Genomic DNA, 18,786 nt, shown 5'->3' with positions numbered 1-18,786 from the left:
GGGGCGCTTCGGGGCGCCGCTCAGGTCGTTGTCATCGCTCATGGCGCAATCCGTCTGAAACTCGCATAGTGGTCCGCCGTGTACCAGCAGGCCTCGGGTGCCGTGCGCTGCTCGCCACCGCAAACGATTCGCCGGGCACCGCGGTTGCGCGCGCCGGGCGTTGGCACCGTGTATTCGCGGTAATGCCCGCGGCGTGCCGCTGGCAGGATGCGTTCGCGATTGCCGAATACCGTGCCGTCTTTGTCGTACCGGAAGGGGCCACCGTCAAGGATGGCCTGGTAGGTTCGCTGGCCCTGGACCGGGAGATCGGTCAGGGCAATCGATGCCTCGGTGGACGTTTTCTCGGCGCCGAACCATCCGCGGGCCTCGGCCCCCGTCGTCAGAGCCACCAGCATCAAGCTGGTGAGCGCAAACTTAGTGACAGAGGACGTGATCGAGGCGTAAGCCGCCATGGGGCACCACAAGAAAAGAGCGGGGGGTTTGAACTGCGCTCAACCTCGGGGTTAACCCGCAAATTCAAGCCCGCGAGTGTGCACCACGCTGGCGAAAATAGCAAGCGACTGCCCAAAGTTTGAGCAGTCGCGAGGACGGAAAGCGACGCCTTAAGTTGGCGTCCACTCTCGTCAAATGGCCTATCTCTCGGCGTTTGCGTCGGCCACTGTCAAGGCTGTCATGTTCACAATGCGGCGAACAGTGGCGCTCGCCGTGAGAATATGCACAGGTTTGGCCGCGCCGAGCAGAACCGGGCCGATGGCGATGTTGCCGCCGGCGGCGGTCTTGAGCAAGTTGTAAGAAATGTTGGCGGCGTCGATGTTGGGGAACACCAGCAGGTTGGCGTCGCCGGCGAGCGCGCTGTGCGGCATGACGACCGCGCGCTGCTTGCTGTCCAGCGCCACGTCGCCGTGCATTTCGCCGTCGACTTCGAGCCAGGGCGCCTGCACGCGCAGCAGGTCGAGCGTGCGGCGCATCTTGATGGCGCTGGGCTCGTTGCTGGTGCCGAAGTTGGAGTGCGACAGCAGCGCGGCCTTCGGCTTGAGGCCGAAGCGCATCATTTCCTCGGCCGCCATGGTCGTGATCTCGGCCAGTTCCTCGGGCGTCGGGTCGTAGTTGACGTGCGTGTCGACCAGGAACACCTGGCGGTCGGGCAGCAGCAGGCCGTTCATGCAGGCATACACCGGCACGTCCTGCGGGGTGCTTTCGCAGCCGCCGGGGCGCTTGCCGATCACCTGGTCGATGTAGTGCAGGTGGATCAGCGTGGTGCCCCAGGTGCCGCAGATCATGCCGTCGACCTCGCCCTTGTGCAGCAGCATCGCGCCGATCAGCGTGAGGCGGCGGCGCATCTCGATCTTGGCGGTCTGCACCGTCTGGCCCTTGCGCTCGGTCATGCGGTGGTAGGTCTGCCAGAAGTCGCGGTAGCGGTGGTCCTGCTCGACGTTGACGACGTCGTAGTCGAGCTCTTCCTTCAGGCGCAGGCCGAACTTCTCGATGCGCTGGGCGATGATGGCCGGACGGCCGATCAGCGTCGGGCGCGCCAGGCCTTCGTCGACCACGATCTGCGCGGCGCGCAGCACGCGCTCTTCTTCACCTTCGCAGTAGGCCACGCGCTTCTTCGGTGCGCGCTTGGCGGCATCGAAGATCGGCTTCATGGTGGTGCCCGAGGCGTAGACAAAGCTCTGCAGCTTGTCGCGGTAGGCGTCCATGTCCTTGATCGGGCGCTGCGCCACACCGCTTTCCTCGGCCGCCTTGGCCACGGCCGGCGCGATCTTCATCATCAGGCGCGGGTCGAAGGGCTTCGGAATCAGGTATTCGGGGCCGAAGCTCAGCTTTTCACCGACGTAGGCGGCGGCCACGCGTTCGCTCTGCTCGGCCTGGGCCAGCTCGGCGATGGCGTGCACCGCGGCAATCTCCATCTCGTCGGTGATGGTGGTGGCGCCCGAGTCGAGCGCGCCGCGGAAGATGTACGGGAAGCACAGGACGTTGTTGACCTGGTTCGGGTAGTCGGTGCGGCCCGTGGCCATGATCACGTCGTTGCGCACCGCATGGGCGTCTTCGGGCGCGATCTCGGGATTCGGATTGGCCAGCGCGAAGATCACCGGCTTGGGGGCCATCTTTGCGACCATTTCGGGCTTCAGCACGCCGCCGGCCGACAGGCCGAGGAACACGTCGGCACCGGCGATCACTTCCGACAGCTTGCGCATGTCGGTCTTTTGCATGTACTGACGCTTGTCGTCGTCCATCAGCTCTTCGCGGCCTTCGTAGACCACGCCGGCCAGGTCGGTGACGAACACGTTTTCGCGCTTCAGGCCCACCTTGAGCAGCAGGTTCAGGCAGGCCAGCGCCGCGGCGCCCGCGCCCGAGGTGACCAGCTTCACTTCGGCGATGTTCTTGCCGGCCACTTTCAGGCCGTTCAGCATGGCGGCCGCCACCGTGATGGCCGTGCCGTGCTGGTCGTCGTGGAACACCGGGATCTTCATGCGCTTGCGCAGCTCGCGCTCGACGTAGAAGCAGTCCGGGGCCTTGATGTCTTCCAGGTTGATGGCGCCGAAGGTCGGCTCCAGCGACGCGATGATCTCGACCAGCTTGACCGGGTCCTTCTCGTCGATCTCGATGTCGAACACGTCGACGCCGGCGAATTTCTTGAAGAGAACGCCCTTGCCTTCCATCACCGGCTTGGAGGCCAGCGGGCCGATGTCGCCCAGGCCCAGCACGGCGGTGCCGTTGCTGATGACACCCACGAGGTTGCCGCGCGAGGTGTACTTGAAGGCGTTGGCCGGGTCCTTGACGATTTCCTCGCAGGGCGCGGCCACGCCGGGCGAGTAGGCCAGCGACAGGTCGCGCTGGTTGACCATCTGCTTGGTCGCCGCAATGGCGATCTTGCCGGGAACGGGAAACTCGTGGTACTCGAGGGCGGCACGGCGCAACAGGGCGCGCTTGTCTTCCGGGGTGGGGGTCGAAGGGGACGATGCGGTCGAATCGGACATGTGCCGTTGCTCCTGGTGGCGCTTCTTCTGGGGGCGCCGATTGTAGACCTGGGTCCATACCGCCCTGCGCCGCATGGCCGGTGGCAGGCATGACCAAAAGCACGGGGCGCCGTCAAAGCCCTGTGGCAATATGTGCGGCTGGGACACAAACCGACAACATCTCGAGAGGAACGACCATGGCCCTGATGGATTTCATCAAGAAACAGTTCATCGACATCATCCAGTGGACCGAGTCCGGCGATGGCACGCTGGCCTGGCGTTTCCCGATGGCCGAGATGGAAATCCAGAACGGCGCCTCGCTCACCGTGCGCGAATCGCAGATGGCCGTGTTCGTGAACGAAGGCCAGGTGGCCGACGTGTTCGGTCCCGGCATGTACAAGCTCACGACGCAGACGCTGCCCGTGCTCACGTACCTGAAGAACTGGGACAAGCTCTTCGAATCTCCCTTCAAGAGCGATGTCTATTTCTTCAGCACGCGCCAGCAGGTCGACCAGAAGTGGGGCACGCCCCAGCCGATCACGATCCGCGACAAGGACTTCGGCGCCGTGCGCCTGCGCGCCTTCGGCAACTACAGCTTCCGTATCGGCGATCCGAAGCTGTTTCACACCGAAATCTCCGGCACGCGCGACATCTACTCCGTGGCCGACCTCGACGGCCAGCTGCGTGGGCTGGTGCTGCAGAACATCAGCAACGCCATCGCTTCCAGCGGCCTGCCCTTCCTCGACCTGGCGGCCAACCAGATCCAGTTTGCGACCGCGCTGGCCACCCAGCTGGTGCCCGAGTTCGAGAAGATCGGCATCAAGCTCGAGAACATCACGGTCCAGAACGTCTCGCTGCCCGAAGAGCTGCAGAAGATCCTCGACCAGAAGATCGGCATGGGCATGGTCGGCAACGACATGGGCAAGTTCATGCAGTACCAGACGGCGCAGGCCATTCCCAAGTTCGCCGAAGGTGCAGCGGGTGGTGGCGGCATCGCGGGCGACGCGATGGGCCTGGGTGCCGGCGTGGCGCTCGGCCAGGTGCTGGCGCAGAACCTCGCACAGGGCCTGAGCCCGAACGCGGCGGCCCAGGCTGCGGCCACGGCACAACAGCCGGCCGTGGCCGTGGTGAGCGCCGCCGACGTGATGACCACGCTCGAGAAGCTCGGCGAGCTCAAGACCAAGGGCATCCTCACGCAGGAAGAGTTCGACGCCAAGAAGGCCGAACTGCTCAAGAAGCTGGTCTGACCCCAGGCTTCGCGCGCTTCGTGTCGCTCTTCCCCGCTCCTTGCAGGGGGCGATGCCTGCGGGCCGGCGTAGCCGGTGCCGCGGTGGTGTCTCCCGCCTCGTTCGTTGTTGCCGTCGTGTCTTCTGCCGTGTGCCATGGCTGAGGAAACCGGCAACCAACGCTACTACCGCGCGCCCTGCCCCGGCTGCGGCGCGCCGGTCGAATTCCGCTCGGCGCAATCGACGCACGCGGTCTGTCCTTACTGCCAGAGCACCGTCGTGCGCCAGGGCGACACGCTCGCGCGCACCGGCAAGATGGCCGAGCTGTTCGACGACTTCAGCCCGCTGCAGTTGTTCGCCGCCGGCCGCATCCAGGACAAGCCCTTCACGCTGATCGGCCGCCTGCAGTACACCTATCCCGGTGGCCGCTGGACCGAGTGGATCGCTGCACTCGACGGCGACCGCACCGGCGTCCTCAGCGAGGACAACGGCGCCTACGTTTTTGCGCTGCCCTTCGACCTGCAGCGCGCCGCGCCGCCGCCGGTCGACCTGCGCGTGGGCGCCACCACCGCCTTCGCCGGCCAGAGCTACACCGTCGCTTCCAACGAACAGGTGGCGCTGACCTCTGCACAGGGCGAACTGCCGCACCTGCCCGAGCTCGGCAAGCCGTTCGCGATGGTCGAGCTGCGCAACGACAAGGGGCTGGTGCTCAGCATCGACTACGGCACCGCCAAGCCCACCGCGTACCTCGGCCGCTCGGTGCAGCTCGACGACCTGCAACTCACGGGCCTGCGCGACGAATCCGCGAAGGACGAAAAGGGCCGCAGCTTCAACTGCCCCAACTGCGGCTCGCCCGTCACGGTCAACCTGGCCGACAGCAAGAGCATCACCTGTGGCTCGTGCAACAGCATCATCGACCTGTCGCAAGGCATCGGCGGCGAGCTCAAGCACGCCGAGCAGAACGAGCCGGTGCGCCCGCTCATCGCGCTGGGCAGCGTGGGCCAGCTGCAGGGCGCGCAGTGGCAGGTGGTGGGCTTCAAGCACCGCATGGGCCAGGAGCCCGGCGACGACGAGCAGTTCGGCTGGGACGAGTACCTGCTCTACAACAAGAAGCGCGGCTTCAGTTTCCTGGTCGATGCCGAAGACGGCTGGAGCATGGTCAAGCCGACCACCGGTGCGCCCGTGATGGCAGAGAACGGCACCACCGCCACCTACCTCAACAAGCGCTACCAGCAGCAGTACGCCTACAACGCCGAGACCACCTACGTGGCGGGCGAGTTCTACTGGCAGGTCGAGCGCGACCAGAAAACCTTCAACCGCGACTTTGCGAGCGGCGGCGCGCTGCTTTCGATGGAGCGCTCGGCCAACGAGCTGACGTGGTCGTCGGGCAGCAAGATCGACAGCGGCGCTGTGGCCACGGCCTTCAAGCTCGACGCCAAGAAAGACCTGTTCTTGCGCGGCGACGCGCTGCCCGTGAGCGCCGCGTCCGGCATGGGCTGCGGCACGATCATCCTCGTCATCGTGGTCATCATCTTCGTGCTGATCATGATGAGCAACTGCAGCGGTTCCTCGAGCGGCTACCGCAGTTCGGGCGGTTCGTACGGCGGCTACTCGAGCGGCGGCAGCCACAAATGACGAAGATCGCGCGCAGGCGCTCCTCTCTCATCACTTCTCTCTTTATTGCTACGACTGGAGGTCCCCATGGGAATTGAATGGCTGAAACCGGGCGTGGTCCTCGGATCGCTCGTGTATGCGCTGATCGGCGTGGCGGTCTTCTGGATCTGCTTTTTGATCATCGACAAGATCACCCCCTATGACCTGTGGGGCGAGATCGTCGAGAAGCAGAACATGGCGCTGGCTTTGGTCGTGGCCGCCATGAGCCTGGGCATCAGCGTCATCGTGGCTGCTGCAATCCATTGAGCGACGCGGCCCTGCCCGCGCGCACCCCGGAGGCGCGGGGGCCGCAACCCGTCGAGATCGCGCTGCTCGCCAGCGTGTTCGTGGTCGCCGCGTGCGGTCTGGTTTATGAACTGAGCGCGGCCGCGCTGAGCTCTTACCTGCTTGGCGACTCGGTGCTGCAGTTCAGCACCATCATCGGCACCTACCTGTTCGCCATGGGCGTGGGCTCGTGGCTCTCGCGCTACTTCGAGCGGCAGCTGCCGGCGCACTTCCTTCGCATCGAACTGCTCGTGGCGCTGATCGGCGGCGCGCTGCCGGCCATCCTGTTCCTGGCCAACGCCTATGTGCCGGGCGCGTTCCGGCTGCTGCTGTACGGCCTCGTGGTGGTGGTGGGCACGTTGGTGGGGCTCGAGATTCCACTGGTGATGCGCATCCTCAAGCGCAACATCGTGCTCAAGGACCTCGTGTCGCAGGTGCTGACCTTCGACTACCTGGGCGCGCTCGCCGTGTCGGTCGCATTCCCGCTCATCCTTGTGCCGCAGCTCGGCATGATCCGCACCGGCCTGCTGTTCGGCGTGATGAACGCCGCGGTGGCCGTGTGGGCGCTGTGGCTGTTCCGCCATGAACTGCGCCGCGCCGGCGCGCATGCGGCGGCGTGCTTCCTGACGCTGGCCGCGCTCATCGGCGCCTTCTGGGGCGCCGACCACATCACCACGCTGGCGGAAGACAAGTTCTACCAGGACCACATCGTCTTCAGCGCCAGCTCGCCCTACCAGCGCATCGTGGTCACGCGCGGCGCACTGGGCCACCGGCTGTTCCTCAACGGCAACCTGCAGTTCGCCGAGCGCGACGAGTACCGCTACCACGAGGCGCTGGTGCACCCCGCGATGGCCGCGCACGGTGCGCCGAAGAAGGTCGCCGTGCTCGGCGGCGGCGACGGCATGGCGGTGCGCGAAGTTCTCAAGTACCCCTCGGTCGAGTCGGTCACGCTGGTCGAGCTCGATCCGAACATGACGCAGCTCTTCACCACGCACGAAACGCTGGCCGCGCTCAACGGGCACGCGCTCTCGTCGCCGAAGGTGAAGGTGGTCAACACCGACGCGTTCCAATGGCTGCAGCAGGACGGAGACACGTTTGATGTCATCGTGGTCGACTTTCCCGACCCCACCAACTTCGCCATCGGCAAGCTCTACACCAACAGCTTCTATGCGCTGCTCGACCGGCGCCTGTCGGCCAGCGGCTACGCGGTGATCCAGACCACCTCGCCGCTGGTGGCGCGCAAGAGCTACTGGACCGTGGCGACCACCATCGAGTCGGTCGGCCTGAAGGCCACGCCGTACCACGCGCACGTGCCGAGCTTCGGTGAATGGGGCTACATCATCGCGAGCCGCCGGCCCTACCGGCTGCCCGATGCGCTGCCGGGCGGCATGCGCTTTCTCACGCCTGCGACGCTGCCCCTGATGTTCGACTTTCCGCTCGACATGGTGCGCGTGCCAACCGAAGTGAACCGCCTGTCGAACCAGACCCTCGTCACCACTTACGAACAGGAGTGGGGCAAGGTCATGGCGCACTGATATGGCTCGCCCCCAGGCTGCGCGCACTTCGTGTCGCTTCGCCAACCCCCTACCGGGGGCAACACCTGCGGCCCGGCAAAGCCGGTTCCGCGGTGTTCCACGAAGGAACCGGGTGCCATGAGGCGTCGTGGCTTTCTTGGCGTCGCTGCCGGTGCAGGCGCCCTGGCGTTGGCCGGCTGCGAGGCACCGCCGCCGTCCATCGACGGCGGCTTCACCGGTGTCGATGTCGCGCGCGGCCACGCCATGCGCGAAGGCTCGCTCAGGTCGCAATCCCCGGCGACCGTCAAGCGCACCCGCGTCGTCATCGCGGGCGGTGGCGTGGCCGGTCTTGCGGCGGCGCGCGCGCTGCGCCTTGCGGGCATCGACGACTTCGCGCTGCTCGAACTCGAAGACACTGCCGGCGGCAACGCGCGCGGCGGCGCGGTCGGCGGCATCGCCTGTCCGCTCGGCGCGCATTATTTGCCCACGCCCGGCGACGACGCGCACGAGGTGCAGGACCTGCTGGAAGAACTCGGCCTGCGCCGCCGCGTGGCCGGCCGCTGGACCTACGACGAGCGTCACCTCTGCCACAGCCCGCAGGAGCGCCTGTTCTTCCGCGGCGAATGGCAGGACGGGCTGCTCCCCGTGCACGACGTCGGCGATGCCACGCACGCCCAATACCGCCGCTTCGCGCAGCGCATCGACGCGCTGCAGCACGCCGCGCACTTCGCCATTCCCACGTTGCGTTTCGCCGTCACGCCCGAGCTGCTCGCGCTCGACGCCGTGCCCTTCGCGGGCTGGCTCGACCGCGAAGGTTTTGACGACGCCCACCTGCGCTGGTACCTCGACTACTGCTGCCGCGACGACTACGGCGCCGGCATCGCGCAGGTGTCGGCCTGGGCCGGCATCCATTACTTCGCGAGCCGGCACGGCTTCCATGCGCCGGGCGACGCGAGCGGGAGCACCCATGACAGTGGCAGCGACAGCAACCCCGATCGCGACGGCGTGCTCACCTGGCCCGAAGGCAACGGCTGGCTCACGAAACAGCTGGCCGCGCCGCTGGGCGAGCGCCTGCGCACCGGCCAGGTCGTCATGCGCATCGCCGAAGGGCGCGGCGGCGTCGAGGTCGACGCGTGGGATGCCGCATCGAAATCGATGGTGCGCTGGCAGGCCGAGCGCTGCATCGTCGCGCTGCCCGTCTTCATCGCCGCGCGCGTGGTGGAGAACCCGCCGCCGCTGCTGACGAGCGCTGCCGCACATGTGCGCTACGCCCCGTGGCTGGTCGCCAACGTGCACCTGCGCGGGCCGCTGGCCGACCGCGTCGGCGCCGCGCCGAGCTGGGACAACGTGATCTACGGCACGCGCGGCCTCGGCTACGTCGATGCGCGCCACCAGACGCTCGACCCCACGCCGCGCGGCACCGTGCTCAGCTGGTACCGCCCGCTGGGCCCGAGCAGCTACGACACCGGCGACGGCCGGCAGCTGCTGCTCGAGCGCCCATGGACCGCATGGCGCGACGAGTTGCTGGCCGAGCTGTCGGTGCCGCACCCCGATCTGCCCGCGCTCGCCACGCGCGTCGAGATCACGCGCTACGGCCACGCCATGTCGATCCCGCGGCCCGGTCTGCTCGCGCAGATCGGCGCGCACGGCGACCGCGTGGCCGCGGGCCGGCTGTCGTTCGCGCACGCGGACTGGTCGGGCTATTCGATCTTCGAGGAAGCGTTCACGCGCGGCCACATCGCTGGAGCGAACCTCGCATGAAGACGCTGGTGCTCGGCGGCTACGGCAACTTCGGCGCGCGCATCAGCCGCGCGCTGGCGCAGGACGCGGGCATCGAGCTGTGGGTCGGCGGGCGCGACCTCGAGCGGGCCACGGCGTTTGCGCAATCGCTGGGCGGTCCCGGGCGCGGTGCGCGCGGTGTGCGCATCGATGCGCAGTCGCCCGATCTCGCGCAGGGGCTGGGCTTCCTGGGCGTGGACCTCGTCATCCACACCGCCGGCCCGTTCCAGGGCCAGGACTACCGCGTGCCGCAGGCCGTGGCGGTCGCCGGCGCGCACTACATCGACCTGGCCGACGGCCGGCGCTTCGTCTGCGACTTTCCCGCCGCGATGGACGCCGCCTTCCGCCGTGCAGGCCGCACCGCCGTGGCCGGCGCCAGCACCGTGCCGGCACTGTCGTCGGCGGTGGTCGATCACCTCGCCGCCGGTTGGCAAAGCCTGCGCAGCATCGACATCTGCATTGCGCCGGCACAGGGCGCACCGCGCGGCGAAGCCACGCTCGCGAGCGTGCTCGCCTACTGCGGCGCACCGATCCGCGTCTGGCAGGGCGGCCGATGGACCAAGCAGCCCGGCTGGGCCCATCCCGCGAAGGTGCAGTTCGCCCGCATGAAGCCGCGTCGCGGCGCCCTGTGCGACATCCCCGATCTCGAACTCTTTCCCGCGCGCTACGCCGGCGTGCAGTCGGTCATGTTCCGTGCGGCACTCGAAGTCGGCCTGACCCAGCACGCCTTCGCCTTCCTGGCCTTCCTGCGCCGCCTGGGATTGCTGCGCGCGCCGCAGAAGCTGGCGCCGTTGCTGCATGCGACAGGTGGCGTGTTCGATGCATTCGGTACCGCGCTCGGCGGCATGGTGGTGCGCGTCGAAGGCATCGATGCGCAGGGCGCCGTCGCACGCCGCGCCTGGCACATCGCGGCCGACGACAACCACGGCCCCGAGATTCCCTGCATGGCCGCGATCCTGCTGGCGCGCCGGCTCGCGCATGGTGACGCGTTGCCGGTGGGCGCGCATGCCTGTGCCGGCCTGCTCACGCTGCCTGAGTTCGACCCCGAGTTCGCGCGCTGGGGCATGGTGACGGATGTGATCGACGAAGCGTCGACTGCGCCATGACACGCCCTGCTGCGAACGACAACGACCGCCTGCTGCGCCTGAGCCTCGTCGCGGTCTGGCTGTTCACCGCCGTCGCCAGCATCCTAGAACTCGACGGCCAGAGCCGTCGCGTGCTGGCCGACGCAGGCATCGCCTCGCCGCTCTGGCTGGTGCATTCACTGATCGTCGGCGGTGCAGCCGCGGATCTTGCAATCGGCCTGGCGCTGTGGCTGCGGCCCGGGCGCACTGTCTACCTCGCCGCCTTTGCGCTGATGCTCGCCATGACACTCGTGGCGACCGTGCTGCAGCCAGGCCTGTGGCTGCACCCGCTCGGTCCGCTGCTCAAGAACCTGCCCATTGCCGCGCTGCTCTGGCATTTGTACCGACGCACGACGCCATGAACACCTACCTCGTCCTCAAGTGGCTGCACATCGTCTCCAGCGTGCTGATGGTCGGCACGGGGCTGGGGTCGGCCTTCTACATGTTCTTTGCCAACCGCAGCGGCAGCGTGCCGGCGCAGGCGGTGGTGAGCCGGCTGGTGGTGCGCGCCGACTGGTGGTTCACCACGCCGACGGTCATCCTGCAGCCGCTCACCGGCTTCGCGCTGGCGCACATGGCGGGCTGGCCGCTGTCGACGCCGTGGCTTGCGCTGTCGCTGGGGCTCTTCCTGTTCGCAGGGGCGTGCTGGCTGCCGGTGGTGTGGCTGCAGATCCGCATGGCGGCTCTTGCGGCGCACGCGCACCGCGAGGTGATGCCGCTGCCGCCGCTGTATCTACGCTACCAGCGCTACTGGGAGCTGCTGGGTTATCCGGCGTTCGTGGCGATGGCGGTCGTGTTCTGGTTGATGGTGAACAAGCCGCAGTTGTCGTTCTCCTGAGCGGATGTCATGGCGGCGTCACGCCTGGCCGGCAAGGTCTCGCGTTTTCGACTGAAACCTTTCTCGCTCATGACGCGTCTCGCTCCCCTCTCTTTGATCGCCTTGGCTGCGGCCTTCGCCTGCAGCGGCGCTGTGGCCCAGACCGTCTTCCCCGCCACGCTCGCCGGCCACGTCGTGCTGCCCGCGCAGAGTTTTGTCGCCGCACCGAAAGAGGCGCCGGCCGACCTGCAGGCCAGCGGCAAGTTCACGACCGGCAAGCGCGTCGAAGCGCTGGGCACGGTCGAAGGCCTCTCGGCCGGTCGCGGCACGGGCGTGTCGGTGCCTTTCAAGGGCCAGCCGTTGCAGGGCCACTCGGGCATCAAGAAGATGGACGACGGCTCTTTCTGGGTGCTCACGGACAACGGCGCCGGCGCGAAGGCCAACTCGCCCGACTTCATGCTCTACCTGAACCACTACAAGGTGGACTTCAAGAGCGGCAAGTTCAACCGCCTGAACACGATCTTCCTGCACGACCCCGACAAGAAGGTGCCGTTTCGCATCGTCCACGAAGGCACGAAGCAGCGCTACCTGACGGGCTCCGACTTCGACCCCGAGAGCTTCCAGTTCGCAGGCGGCGCGCTGTGGATCGGCGAGGAGTTCGGTCCCTTCCTGATCAAGGCCGACCTCAAGGGCAAGGTGCTCGCGGTGTTCGACACGCAGGTCGACGGCAAGGCCGTGCGCTCGCCCGACCATCCGGCCGTGACCACGCCGGGCGCACCGGGTGGCGCGGTCGATTTCCAGATCAAGCGCTCCAAGGGCTTCGAAGGCATGGCCTCGTCGAAGGACGGCAGCAAGCTGTACGCGCTGCTCGAAGGCCCGGTATGGAACGCCGAGACGAAGGACTACGAGAAGCTCGACGGCAAGGAGGCGCTGCGCGTGCTGGAGTTCGACGTGGCCTCTGAAAAATGGACGGGTCGCCACTGGAAGTACCCGCTCGAAGCCAACAGCCACGCCATCGGCGACTTCAACATGATCGACGGCACCACGGGCCTCATCATCGAGCGCGACAACGGCGAAGGCACGAGTGACAAGGCCTGCCCCGAAGGCCAGAAGCGCACCGACTGCTTCCACGACCTCGCGAAGTTCAAGCGCGTCTACAAGGTCGAGCTGAGCGATGCGAACGTTGGCGGCGCGTTGCGCAAGATCGGCTACATCGACCTGCTCAACATCGCCGACCCGAACAAGCTGGCGCGCAAGCCGCTGAACGACGGCGTGCTCAAGTTCCCGTTTTTCACGATCGAGAACGTCGATGTGGTCGACGCCACGCACATCGTGGTCGGCAACGACAACAACCTGCCCTTCTCCAGCAGCCGCGAGCCCAACAAGGCCGACGACAACGAGCTGGTGCTGCTCGAGGCCGGCGCGCTGCTGCAGGCGAAGTAAGGCGCACGGCGGCGCCCGCCTTTCAAGGCCCCGCGCGCGGGATGGGGGGCGGGAAAAGCCTAGAAGATGAGTATGATTCTCATTCTCCAGGTTTCTCCTCTCCCTCTGTCCCATGAATTTCCGAACGACCTTGCACGCCGTGCGGCGCTCGTCGTGAGCGCCGGCGTGCGTTACCGGATGGGCGTGGCGTCGCGGGCCGTGGCCGCCATCGCGGGCGGCTACGGTGTCGCCGCGCTGTCGGCCGCCGTGCTCGCGCTGGGCCTGCCCGCCCTCTTCGGCATGGCGCGCAGCGAAGCCGCGCTGACCGGCACGCTGGCCTCCTTCCTCGTCTACGCCGTGGCCGTGATGTGGGTCTTCGCGGCGCGCTCGGCGTGGCGCGCCTGGACCGGCCTCGCCATCGCGGCGGCGCTGCAGGGCCTGCTCTTGCTGCTGTGGACCCAGGGCGGCGGAGGCGCCGCATGAAGGACGGATTCCGCCAGTCGATGGCGTGGCTGCACACCTGGTCGGGCCTCTTGGTCGGCTGGGTGCTCTTCATGGTGTTCGCGGCCGGCACGGCGTCGTATTTCAAGGACGAGATCACCTTCTGGATGAAGCCGGAGCTGCATGCCATTTCGCACGGCAGCGTGACCCAATCGGTCGCGGCCGAGAACGCAGCGGCCTACCTGAACCGCAACGCCAGTAACGCGGCGCGCTGGTTCATCACGCTGCCGACCGCGCGCGAGCCCTCGGTCGGGGTGCTGTCGATCAAGCCGCCGCCACCGCCCGGTTCGCCGCCGGTGGAGCGGCGCCGCAGCTTCGACCGCGCCGCGCTCGACCCGGCCACGGGCCAGGCGATCACCGCGCCGCGCGAGACGCGCGGCGGCGAGTTCTTCTACCGCCTGCATTTCGACCTGCACTACATGCCCGCGATCTGGGCACGCTGGATCGTCGGCTTCTGCGCGATGTTCATGCTGGTGGCCATCGTCAGCGGCATCGTCACGCACAAGCGCATCTTCAAGGACTTCTTCACCTTGCGTCCGAAGAAGGGCCAGCGCAGCTGGCTCGACGCGCACAACGTCACCGCCGTGCTCGCGCTGCCGTACCACGCCATGATCACCTACACCGGGCTGGTCACGCTGATGTTCATGTACATGCCGTGGGGGCCGCAGGTGGCCTACAAGGCGCACGGCGGCACCGACACCTTCTTCGCCGAGGCCTTCCCGGGCGGCGCGCGCACGCAGGTCAAGCCCTCGGGCACCAAGGCCGCGCTGGCGCCCCTCGCACCGATGGTGGCGCAGGCCACGGCCCACTGGGACGGCGCGCCCGTCGGCCGCATCGTGGTGCACCAGCCCAACGACGCCAACGCCGTGGTCTCGATCGCGCGGGCCGAGGGCCGGCACCTGTCGTACGAACAGCCTTCCATGCAGTTCAACGGCACGACCGGCGCGCTCATCGGCACCTTCGGCGACGTGCCGAAGGCCGCGGCCGAGACGCGCGGCGTGCTCTACGGTTTGCACATCGGCCGTTTTGCCGATCCGCTCTTGCGCGCGCTGTTCTTCGTCTCGGGCCTCGCAGGCTGCCTGATGGTGGCGACCGGCCTGCTGCTGTGGGCCGTGAAGGAGCGCCAGAAATACGCCAGGACGCTCAAGCAGGGCGGGCGCATCGGCTTCGGCCTGCGGCTGGTCGACGGGCTGAACCTCGGCGCGATCGCCGGCCTGCCCGTGGCCATGGCCGCCTTCTTCTGGGCCAACCGCCTGCTGCCGGTCGACGTGGCCGGCCGCAACGAGGCCGAGATCCGCTGGTTCTTCATCGTCTGGGGCGCCACCGCCGTGCTGGGCCTGCTGCGTCCGACCCTGCGCATGTGGCAGGCGCAGCTCGCGCTCGGCGCGCTGCTGTTCGCGCTGCTGCCCGTGCTCAACGCCTTCACCGGCCCCGCGCCGCTCACGGTCAGTCTGCGCAGCGGACCGAGTTCGGTGGCGGGTTTCGACCTCGTGGCGATCGCACTCGGCCTGGGGCTCGCGGGTGCGACCTGGCTGGTGGAGCGCAAGCGCCGCAAGGCTTTGGCGGCGCCCAAGAAGGCCGTCAAGCCGCCGCCGACCGAACTCGCTGCTTCGGGGCAGGGGTCGTGATGCCGCTGCTCGGATTGGTGTTCGCGGCCTCGCTGGCCGGCTTCTGCGCGCTGAGCCTCGCGATGGATCGCCACAGCGAAGACGTCTTCGGCCGCGGCAGCACGCCGGGCGCCTGGCGCCGATGGCTGCAGCTCGGGGGCACTGCATTGCTGTGCCTGTCGCTGTGGGCCAGCCTGGAGGCAGCGGGCGGGTCGGTGGGTTGGGTGCTGTGGCTCGGGGCGCTGACTGCGGCGGCGCTGGCGACGGTGGGGTTGTTGAGCGGGTTGCCGCATCGCTTTCACTGGATCGCTTCTGCCGCAGGGGGCGTTGCGTTCCTCAGCCTGCTGTTCTGCCTCTGATTGCTTGCCGCCGCGACAGGCAAGCCCCCGCTCAGGTCTTCTTGTCTGTTTTCTCGAACAGTTCTTCCAGCAGTTCGCGAGCCATCTCCTCGGCAGATGTCCTGGCGAACGAGGTGCGGCGAACTTCACCCGCCGTGATCAGTTTTCCAGAAAGGGGATCGCGAACCTTGATGGTGAGCTTGAACAGGAACATGGACATGTCCCAGGACCATTGGTCGTTGTAGGTCAGGATCACATCCATCGGCTCGCTGGGCTTGGCGGCAGCCCCCACCACGGCGGTGTACCCCATCGACTTCAACTGCTGCGCAATGACGCGGTCGACGTTGTAGCCATCGCCCTCGATCGTTTGCACGTAGATCTTGCGAACGTCCGGAGGAATCTTCTTGCTGGATGTCGTGAGGTCGGCGGCACACCCGGAGAGCAGGATCGCAAGGGACGACATCCATACCCAGAGCCAGCGCGACATGGTGCTTTGGATGGCATCCATTACTTGTTCCCTTCCAATTGAATCTTGCATTCCTCGAGCAGGTTCTTGCTCTGCGTCACGTGAAACGGCGACCCCACAAACATGGTGACCAGGGTGCCATGCGCTGACTCCTCCAGGTCAAAAACGCGCATGGTGATGCCACCTGCCCGCAGGGCGACCGAGTCTGTGCTCGTCGTCACTTCGTAGGAGGTCTCTTTCAGCTTGCGGGCCAGGCATGCGGCCACGTCGGACTTGCTGGCCTCGATCTCCTTGATCTCGCGAGCCGGCGATTTGCGAACGGTGTCCGCAGAGACCGAACACCCCGCCAGCACGACCAGTGCCGGTACCCATGCAAACGCCCATCTTCCAAATACTCTCGCCACGTCTTCTCCCGTTTTCTTCTTTTGCGCAATGCCCGAACCGGGCCATCACCCCCGCATCAACGCCTCGATCTCATCCGCCTTCACCGGCACGCCCCGCGAAATCAGTTCGCAGCCCGTGGCCGTGACGATCGCGTCGTCCTCGATGCGGATGCCGATGTTGTGGAATTGTTCGGGCACGCCTTCGCCGGGCCGCACGTAGATGCCGGGTTCCAGCGTCAGCACCATGCCCGGGTGCAGGATGCGGCTCGGGCGGTTCTTGATGAGTTCGTTCGACAGCGGGTCCTTGCGCTCGCTCACCTCGCCCACCTGCGTGGGTTCGACATAGCTGCCGCAGTCGTGCACGTCCATGCCCAGCCAGTGGCCGGTGCGGTGCATGTAGAACTGGAAGTAGGCGCGCGAGTCGATCACGTCGTCGACGCTGCCGACCTTGTTGCCGTCGAGCAGGCCCAGGTCGAGCATGCCCTGCGCGAGCACCTTCACGGCGGCGTCGTGCGGGTCGTTGAAGCGGTTGCCGGCCTTGGTGGCGGCGGCCGAGGCGTCCTGGCTGGCGAGCACCAGGTCGTACAGCGCGCGCTGCGGGCCGCTGAACTTGCCGTCGGCCGGGAAGGTGCGGGTGATGTCGCTGGCGTAGCCGTCGAGTTCGCAACCGGCGTCGATCAGCACCAGCTCGCCCTTGCGCACGGGCGCGGCGTCGGCGCGGTAGTGCAGCACGCAGGCGTTGGCGCCGGCCGCGACGATGGAGCCGTAGGCCGGGTACTGCGAGCCGCCCAGGCGGAACTCGTGCAGCAGCTCGGCGTCGAGGTGGTACTCGCGCACGTCCTTGCCCTCGCGCAGCATGCGCGCCGACAGCTGCATCGCGCGGATGTGGGCGCGGGCGCTGATCTGTGCGGCGCGACGCATGATGTCCTGCTCGTGCGCGTCCTTGACCAGGCGCATCTCGTCGAGCGGGCCGCACAGGTCGCGTTGTTCTTCGGGGCACAGCGCGCCGAAGCGCACGCGCGCGCGTACCGACTGCAGCCAGCCGTCGATGCGGGTTTCCAGGCCCTTGTGGGTGGCGAAGGGGAACCACACGGTGGAGCGGTTCTCGAGCAGCTTCGGCAACTTCGCATCGAGGTCGTTGACCGAGAAGGCCTCGTCCACGCCCAGCGCGGCGGGGGCGGCGTCGGGGCCGAGGCGGTAGCCGTCCCAGATCTCGCGTTCGAGGTCTTTCGGCGCGCAGAACAGCGTGGCGCGGCCGTCGCCTGCCAGCACCAGCCAGGCATTGGGCTCGGTGAAGCCGGTCAGGTAGTAGAAATAGCTGTCGTGGCGGAACAGGAAGTCGCTGTCGCGGTTGCGCTGGCGCTCGAGCGCGGTCGGGACGATGGCGATGCCGTCCTTGCCCAGTTGCGAAGCGAGGCGCGCGCGGCGCTCGGCGTAGATCGTGGCGGTGTCTGCGGAGGTCATCTTGGCGTGTTCAGTTGGGCAAGCCGTTCGGGAGTTCCCACGTCGGTCCAGGGGGCGGTGTAGAGCTCGGCGCTCACTTGTTCATTGTCCATCGCCGCGCGCAGGATCGGGGCCAATGGGGCCTTGATGCCGCCCGGGTTGCCCGCCGGGATGCTGCAGTACGGCGGCGCAAACAGCGCGGCGCGGTACAGGCCGATGGTCGAGAAGGTGTATTTGTCGGCCGCCTGGTTCAGCGCGAGCCCGTCGGCCGAGAGGCCGAAGTCGCCCTTGAGGTTGTGCGCCGGGTTCGGCACCAGCCACAGGTGGGCGAGCTTGCCGCCGGCCAGGAAGCGGTCGACGGCGGCTTGCGTGAAGCGGAAGTCGGGCGCGAACACGTCGCCGGCCGCGACCCAGAACACCTCGCCCAGCAACGGCAGTGCGCGCACGATGCCGCCGGCCGTTTCGAGCGCGCCGCCGAAGTCGCGGCCTTCGTCGGAATAGGAGATGGACAGCGCGCCATGGCCCGCCAGCACAGGGTTCGCACCGAACCGGGCGGCGACCTGCGCGCCGAGCCAGTCGGTGTTGACGACCAGCTCGGTGAAGCCGCCCTCGGCCAGTGCTTCCATCGGCCACTGCATCAGCGGCTTGCCGCGCACCTCGAGCAGGGGCTTGGGGCGGGTGTCGGTCAGTGGCCGCATGCGTTCGCCGCGGCCGGCGGCCAGGATCATCGCGCGCACCGCCATCACCGCACCGACCCGGCCACACGCCCACGTTGCAGCTCGTTGCGTTCGCTGTGGCGGGGCTGGAACAGTGCCACCAGGCAGGCCATCAGCGCATGCGCCTTGGCCGAGTGGTCGGCACCGAAGTTGCAGACGTACACGTCGAGCGTCACGCCGCGCTGCTCGGGCCAGGTGTGGATGCACAGGTGCGATTCGGCCAGCAGCAGCGTGGCTGTCACCCCGCCCGGGCCCTGCGGCGTGGCCGGAAAACCGTGGACCAGCTTGCCCACGGCCTGCAGCCCCGCGGCGGCCACGGCCTTGGTGCAGACCTCGCCGAGCGCGCGCCCGTCGGTGAGCCATTGGAGGCCGCATTGGCAGTCGTGGAGATCGGCGGTGAGGTGCAGCCCTTGCATGGGGGGCAACTCTAGCAGCGTGCCTGCGACACAAGAGAGCATCAGCGGGGTGTTGGCCCTGTATCGAGGCCGGGCGCGGCTCGCCCGGTAAAATCTCGGGTTCTCCCGTATCCCCTACCCACCCTTTTCCCCCGAA

The 18,786-nt window shown here is 67.6% G+C and carries 19 protein-coding genes; 12 read left to right on the top strand and 7 right to left on the bottom strand.

The genetic code is table 11. From position 1 onward, the window contains the following. Positions 1-38: 38 nt before the first annotated feature. Together RZE79_RS30285 and RZE79_RS30280 are read right to left on the bottom strand one after the other, a co-directional pair. Positions 39-452: a ribonuclease domain-containing protein gene (locus RZE79_RS30285; protein ID WP_319358207.1), complete on the bottom strand. Its 414-nt coding sequence runs from the start codon at positions 450-452 to the stop codon at positions 39-41. Between the two features lie 180 nt (positions 453-632). Next, entirely contained in the window at positions 633-2,981 is a 2,349-nt protein-coding gene (locus tag RZE79_RS30280; RefSeq protein ID WP_319358205.1) for an NADP-dependent malic enzyme, read from the bottom strand. 176 nt (positions 2,982-3,157) lie between these two features. Here RZE79_RS30280 and RZE79_RS30275 point away from each other — a divergent pair, with 176 nt between their 5' ends. From RZE79_RS30275 to RZE79_RS30220, 12 genes are all read left to right on the top strand, one after another. After that, a complete protein-coding gene (locus tag RZE79_RS30275; RefSeq protein ID WP_095747359.1) occupies positions 3,158-4,207 on the top strand; it encodes an SPFH domain-containing protein in 1,050 nt (349 codons plus the stop codon). Between the two features lie 135 nt (positions 4,208-4,342). After that, positions 4,343-5,821, top strand: a complete 1,479-nt coding sequence (locus RZE79_RS30270) for a DUF4178 domain-containing protein (protein ID WP_319358203.1) — start codon at positions 4,343-4,345, stop codon at positions 5,819-5,821. Positions 5,822-5,887: 66 nt separating this feature from the next. Beyond that, entirely contained in the window at positions 5,888-6,106 is a 219-nt protein-coding gene (locus RZE79_RS30265) for a DUF350 domain-containing protein (protein WP_153281419.1), read from the top strand. After that, complete coding sequence (locus RZE79_RS30260) at positions 6,103-7,659, top strand: polyamine aminopropyltransferase (RefSeq protein WP_373696521.1); 1,557 nt, start codon at positions 6,103-6,105, stop codon at positions 7,657-7,659. Before RZE79_RS30265 ends, RZE79_RS30260 begins: the two co-directional genes overlap by 4 nt. Before the next feature lie 117 nt (positions 7,660-7,776). After that, positions 7,777-9,399, top strand: coding sequence for an FAD-dependent oxidoreductase (locus RZE79_RS30255; protein ID WP_319358201.1), 1,623 nt, complete (start codon positions 7,777-7,779; stop codon positions 9,397-9,399). Beyond that, positions 9,396-10,523, top strand: a complete 1,128-nt coding sequence (locus RZE79_RS30250; protein ID WP_319358199.1) for a saccharopine dehydrogenase NADP-binding domain-containing protein — start codon at positions 9,396-9,398, stop codon at positions 10,521-10,523. The genes RZE79_RS30255 and RZE79_RS30250 overlap by 4 nt, the downstream gene beginning before the upstream one ends. Continuing rightward, positions 10,520-10,903 (top strand): DoxX-like family protein, encoded by a 384-nt coding sequence (locus RZE79_RS30245; RefSeq protein ID WP_319358197.1) that lies wholly within the window; start codon positions 10,520-10,522, stop codon positions 10,901-10,903. Before RZE79_RS30250 ends, RZE79_RS30245 begins: the two co-directional genes overlap by 4 nt. Continuing rightward, a complete protein-coding gene (locus tag RZE79_RS30240) occupies positions 10,900-11,379 on the top strand; it encodes a DUF2269 domain-containing protein (protein ID WP_319358195.1) in 480 nt (159 codons plus the stop codon). Before RZE79_RS30245 ends, RZE79_RS30240 begins: the two co-directional genes overlap by 4 nt. Positions 11,380-11,448: 69 nt before the next feature. Then, positions 11,449-12,801 carry an esterase-like activity of phytase family protein gene (locus RZE79_RS30235; RefSeq protein WP_319358193.1) on the top strand — a complete coding sequence of 451 codons (1,353 nt, stop codon included), beginning with the start codon at positions 11,449-11,451 and terminating at the stop codon, positions 12,799-12,801. A gap of 72 nt (positions 12,802-12,873) precedes the next feature. After that, positions 12,874-13,263: a DUF3649 domain-containing protein gene (locus RZE79_RS30230; RefSeq protein WP_373696520.1), complete on the top strand. Its 390-nt coding sequence runs from the start codon at positions 12,874-12,876 to the stop codon at positions 13,261-13,263. Beyond that, entirely contained in the window at positions 13,260-14,909 is a 1,650-nt protein-coding gene (locus tag RZE79_RS30225) for a PepSY-associated TM helix domain-containing protein (protein ID WP_319358191.1), read from the top strand. The genes RZE79_RS30230 and RZE79_RS30225 overlap by 4 nt, the downstream gene beginning before the upstream one ends. Beyond that, a complete protein-coding gene (locus tag RZE79_RS30220) occupies positions 14,909-15,247 on the top strand; it encodes a DUF3325 domain-containing protein (RefSeq protein ID WP_319358189.1) in 339 nt (112 codons plus the stop codon). Before RZE79_RS30225 ends, RZE79_RS30220 begins: the two co-directional genes overlap by 1 nt. Before the next feature lie 31 nt (positions 15,248-15,278). Here the strand turns inward: RZE79_RS30220 and RZE79_RS30215 are convergent, their stop codons facing one another. The 5 genes from RZE79_RS30215 to RZE79_RS30195 are packed head-to-tail and all read right to left on the bottom strand — an operon-like array spanning position 15,279 to position 18,650. After that, complete coding sequence (locus RZE79_RS30215) at positions 15,279-15,734, bottom strand: hypothetical protein (protein WP_319358187.1); 456 nt, start codon at positions 15,732-15,734, stop codon at positions 15,279-15,281. After that, positions 15,734-16,096, bottom strand: coding sequence for a hypothetical protein (locus RZE79_RS30210; RefSeq protein WP_319358185.1), 363 nt, complete (start codon positions 16,094-16,096; stop codon positions 15,734-15,736). The genes RZE79_RS30215 and RZE79_RS30210 overlap by 1 nt, the downstream gene beginning before the upstream one ends. 45 nt (positions 16,097-16,141) lie before the next feature. Further along, positions 16,142-17,539 carry an aminopeptidase P N-terminal domain-containing protein gene (locus RZE79_RS30205; RefSeq protein ID WP_319358183.1) on the bottom strand — a complete coding sequence of 466 codons (1,398 nt, stop codon included), beginning with the start codon at positions 17,537-17,539 and terminating at the stop codon, positions 16,142-16,144. Further along, a complete protein-coding gene (locus RZE79_RS30200) occupies positions 17,536-18,246 on the bottom strand; it encodes a nucleotidyltransferase family protein (RefSeq protein WP_319358181.1) in 711 nt (236 codons plus the stop codon). The genes RZE79_RS30205 and RZE79_RS30200 overlap by 4 nt, the downstream gene beginning before the upstream one ends. A gap of 14 nt (positions 18,247-18,260) precedes the next feature. Next, positions 18,261-18,650 (bottom strand): S-adenosylmethionine decarboxylase family protein, encoded by a 390-nt coding sequence (locus RZE79_RS30195; RefSeq protein WP_153281429.1) that lies wholly within the window; start codon positions 18,648-18,650, stop codon positions 18,261-18,263. Positions 18,651-18,786: the final 136 nt, after the last annotated feature.

It is taken from the genome of Variovorax sp. EBFNA2 (assembly GCF_033802765.1).
Taxonomy (GTDB): domain Bacteria; phylum Pseudomonadota; class Gammaproteobacteria; order Burkholderiales; family Burkholderiaceae_C; genus Variovorax; species Variovorax paradoxus_H.
The sequence above is the reverse complement of the archived record's forward strand: the minus strand, read 5'-3'. Positions and strand labels throughout refer to the sequence as shown.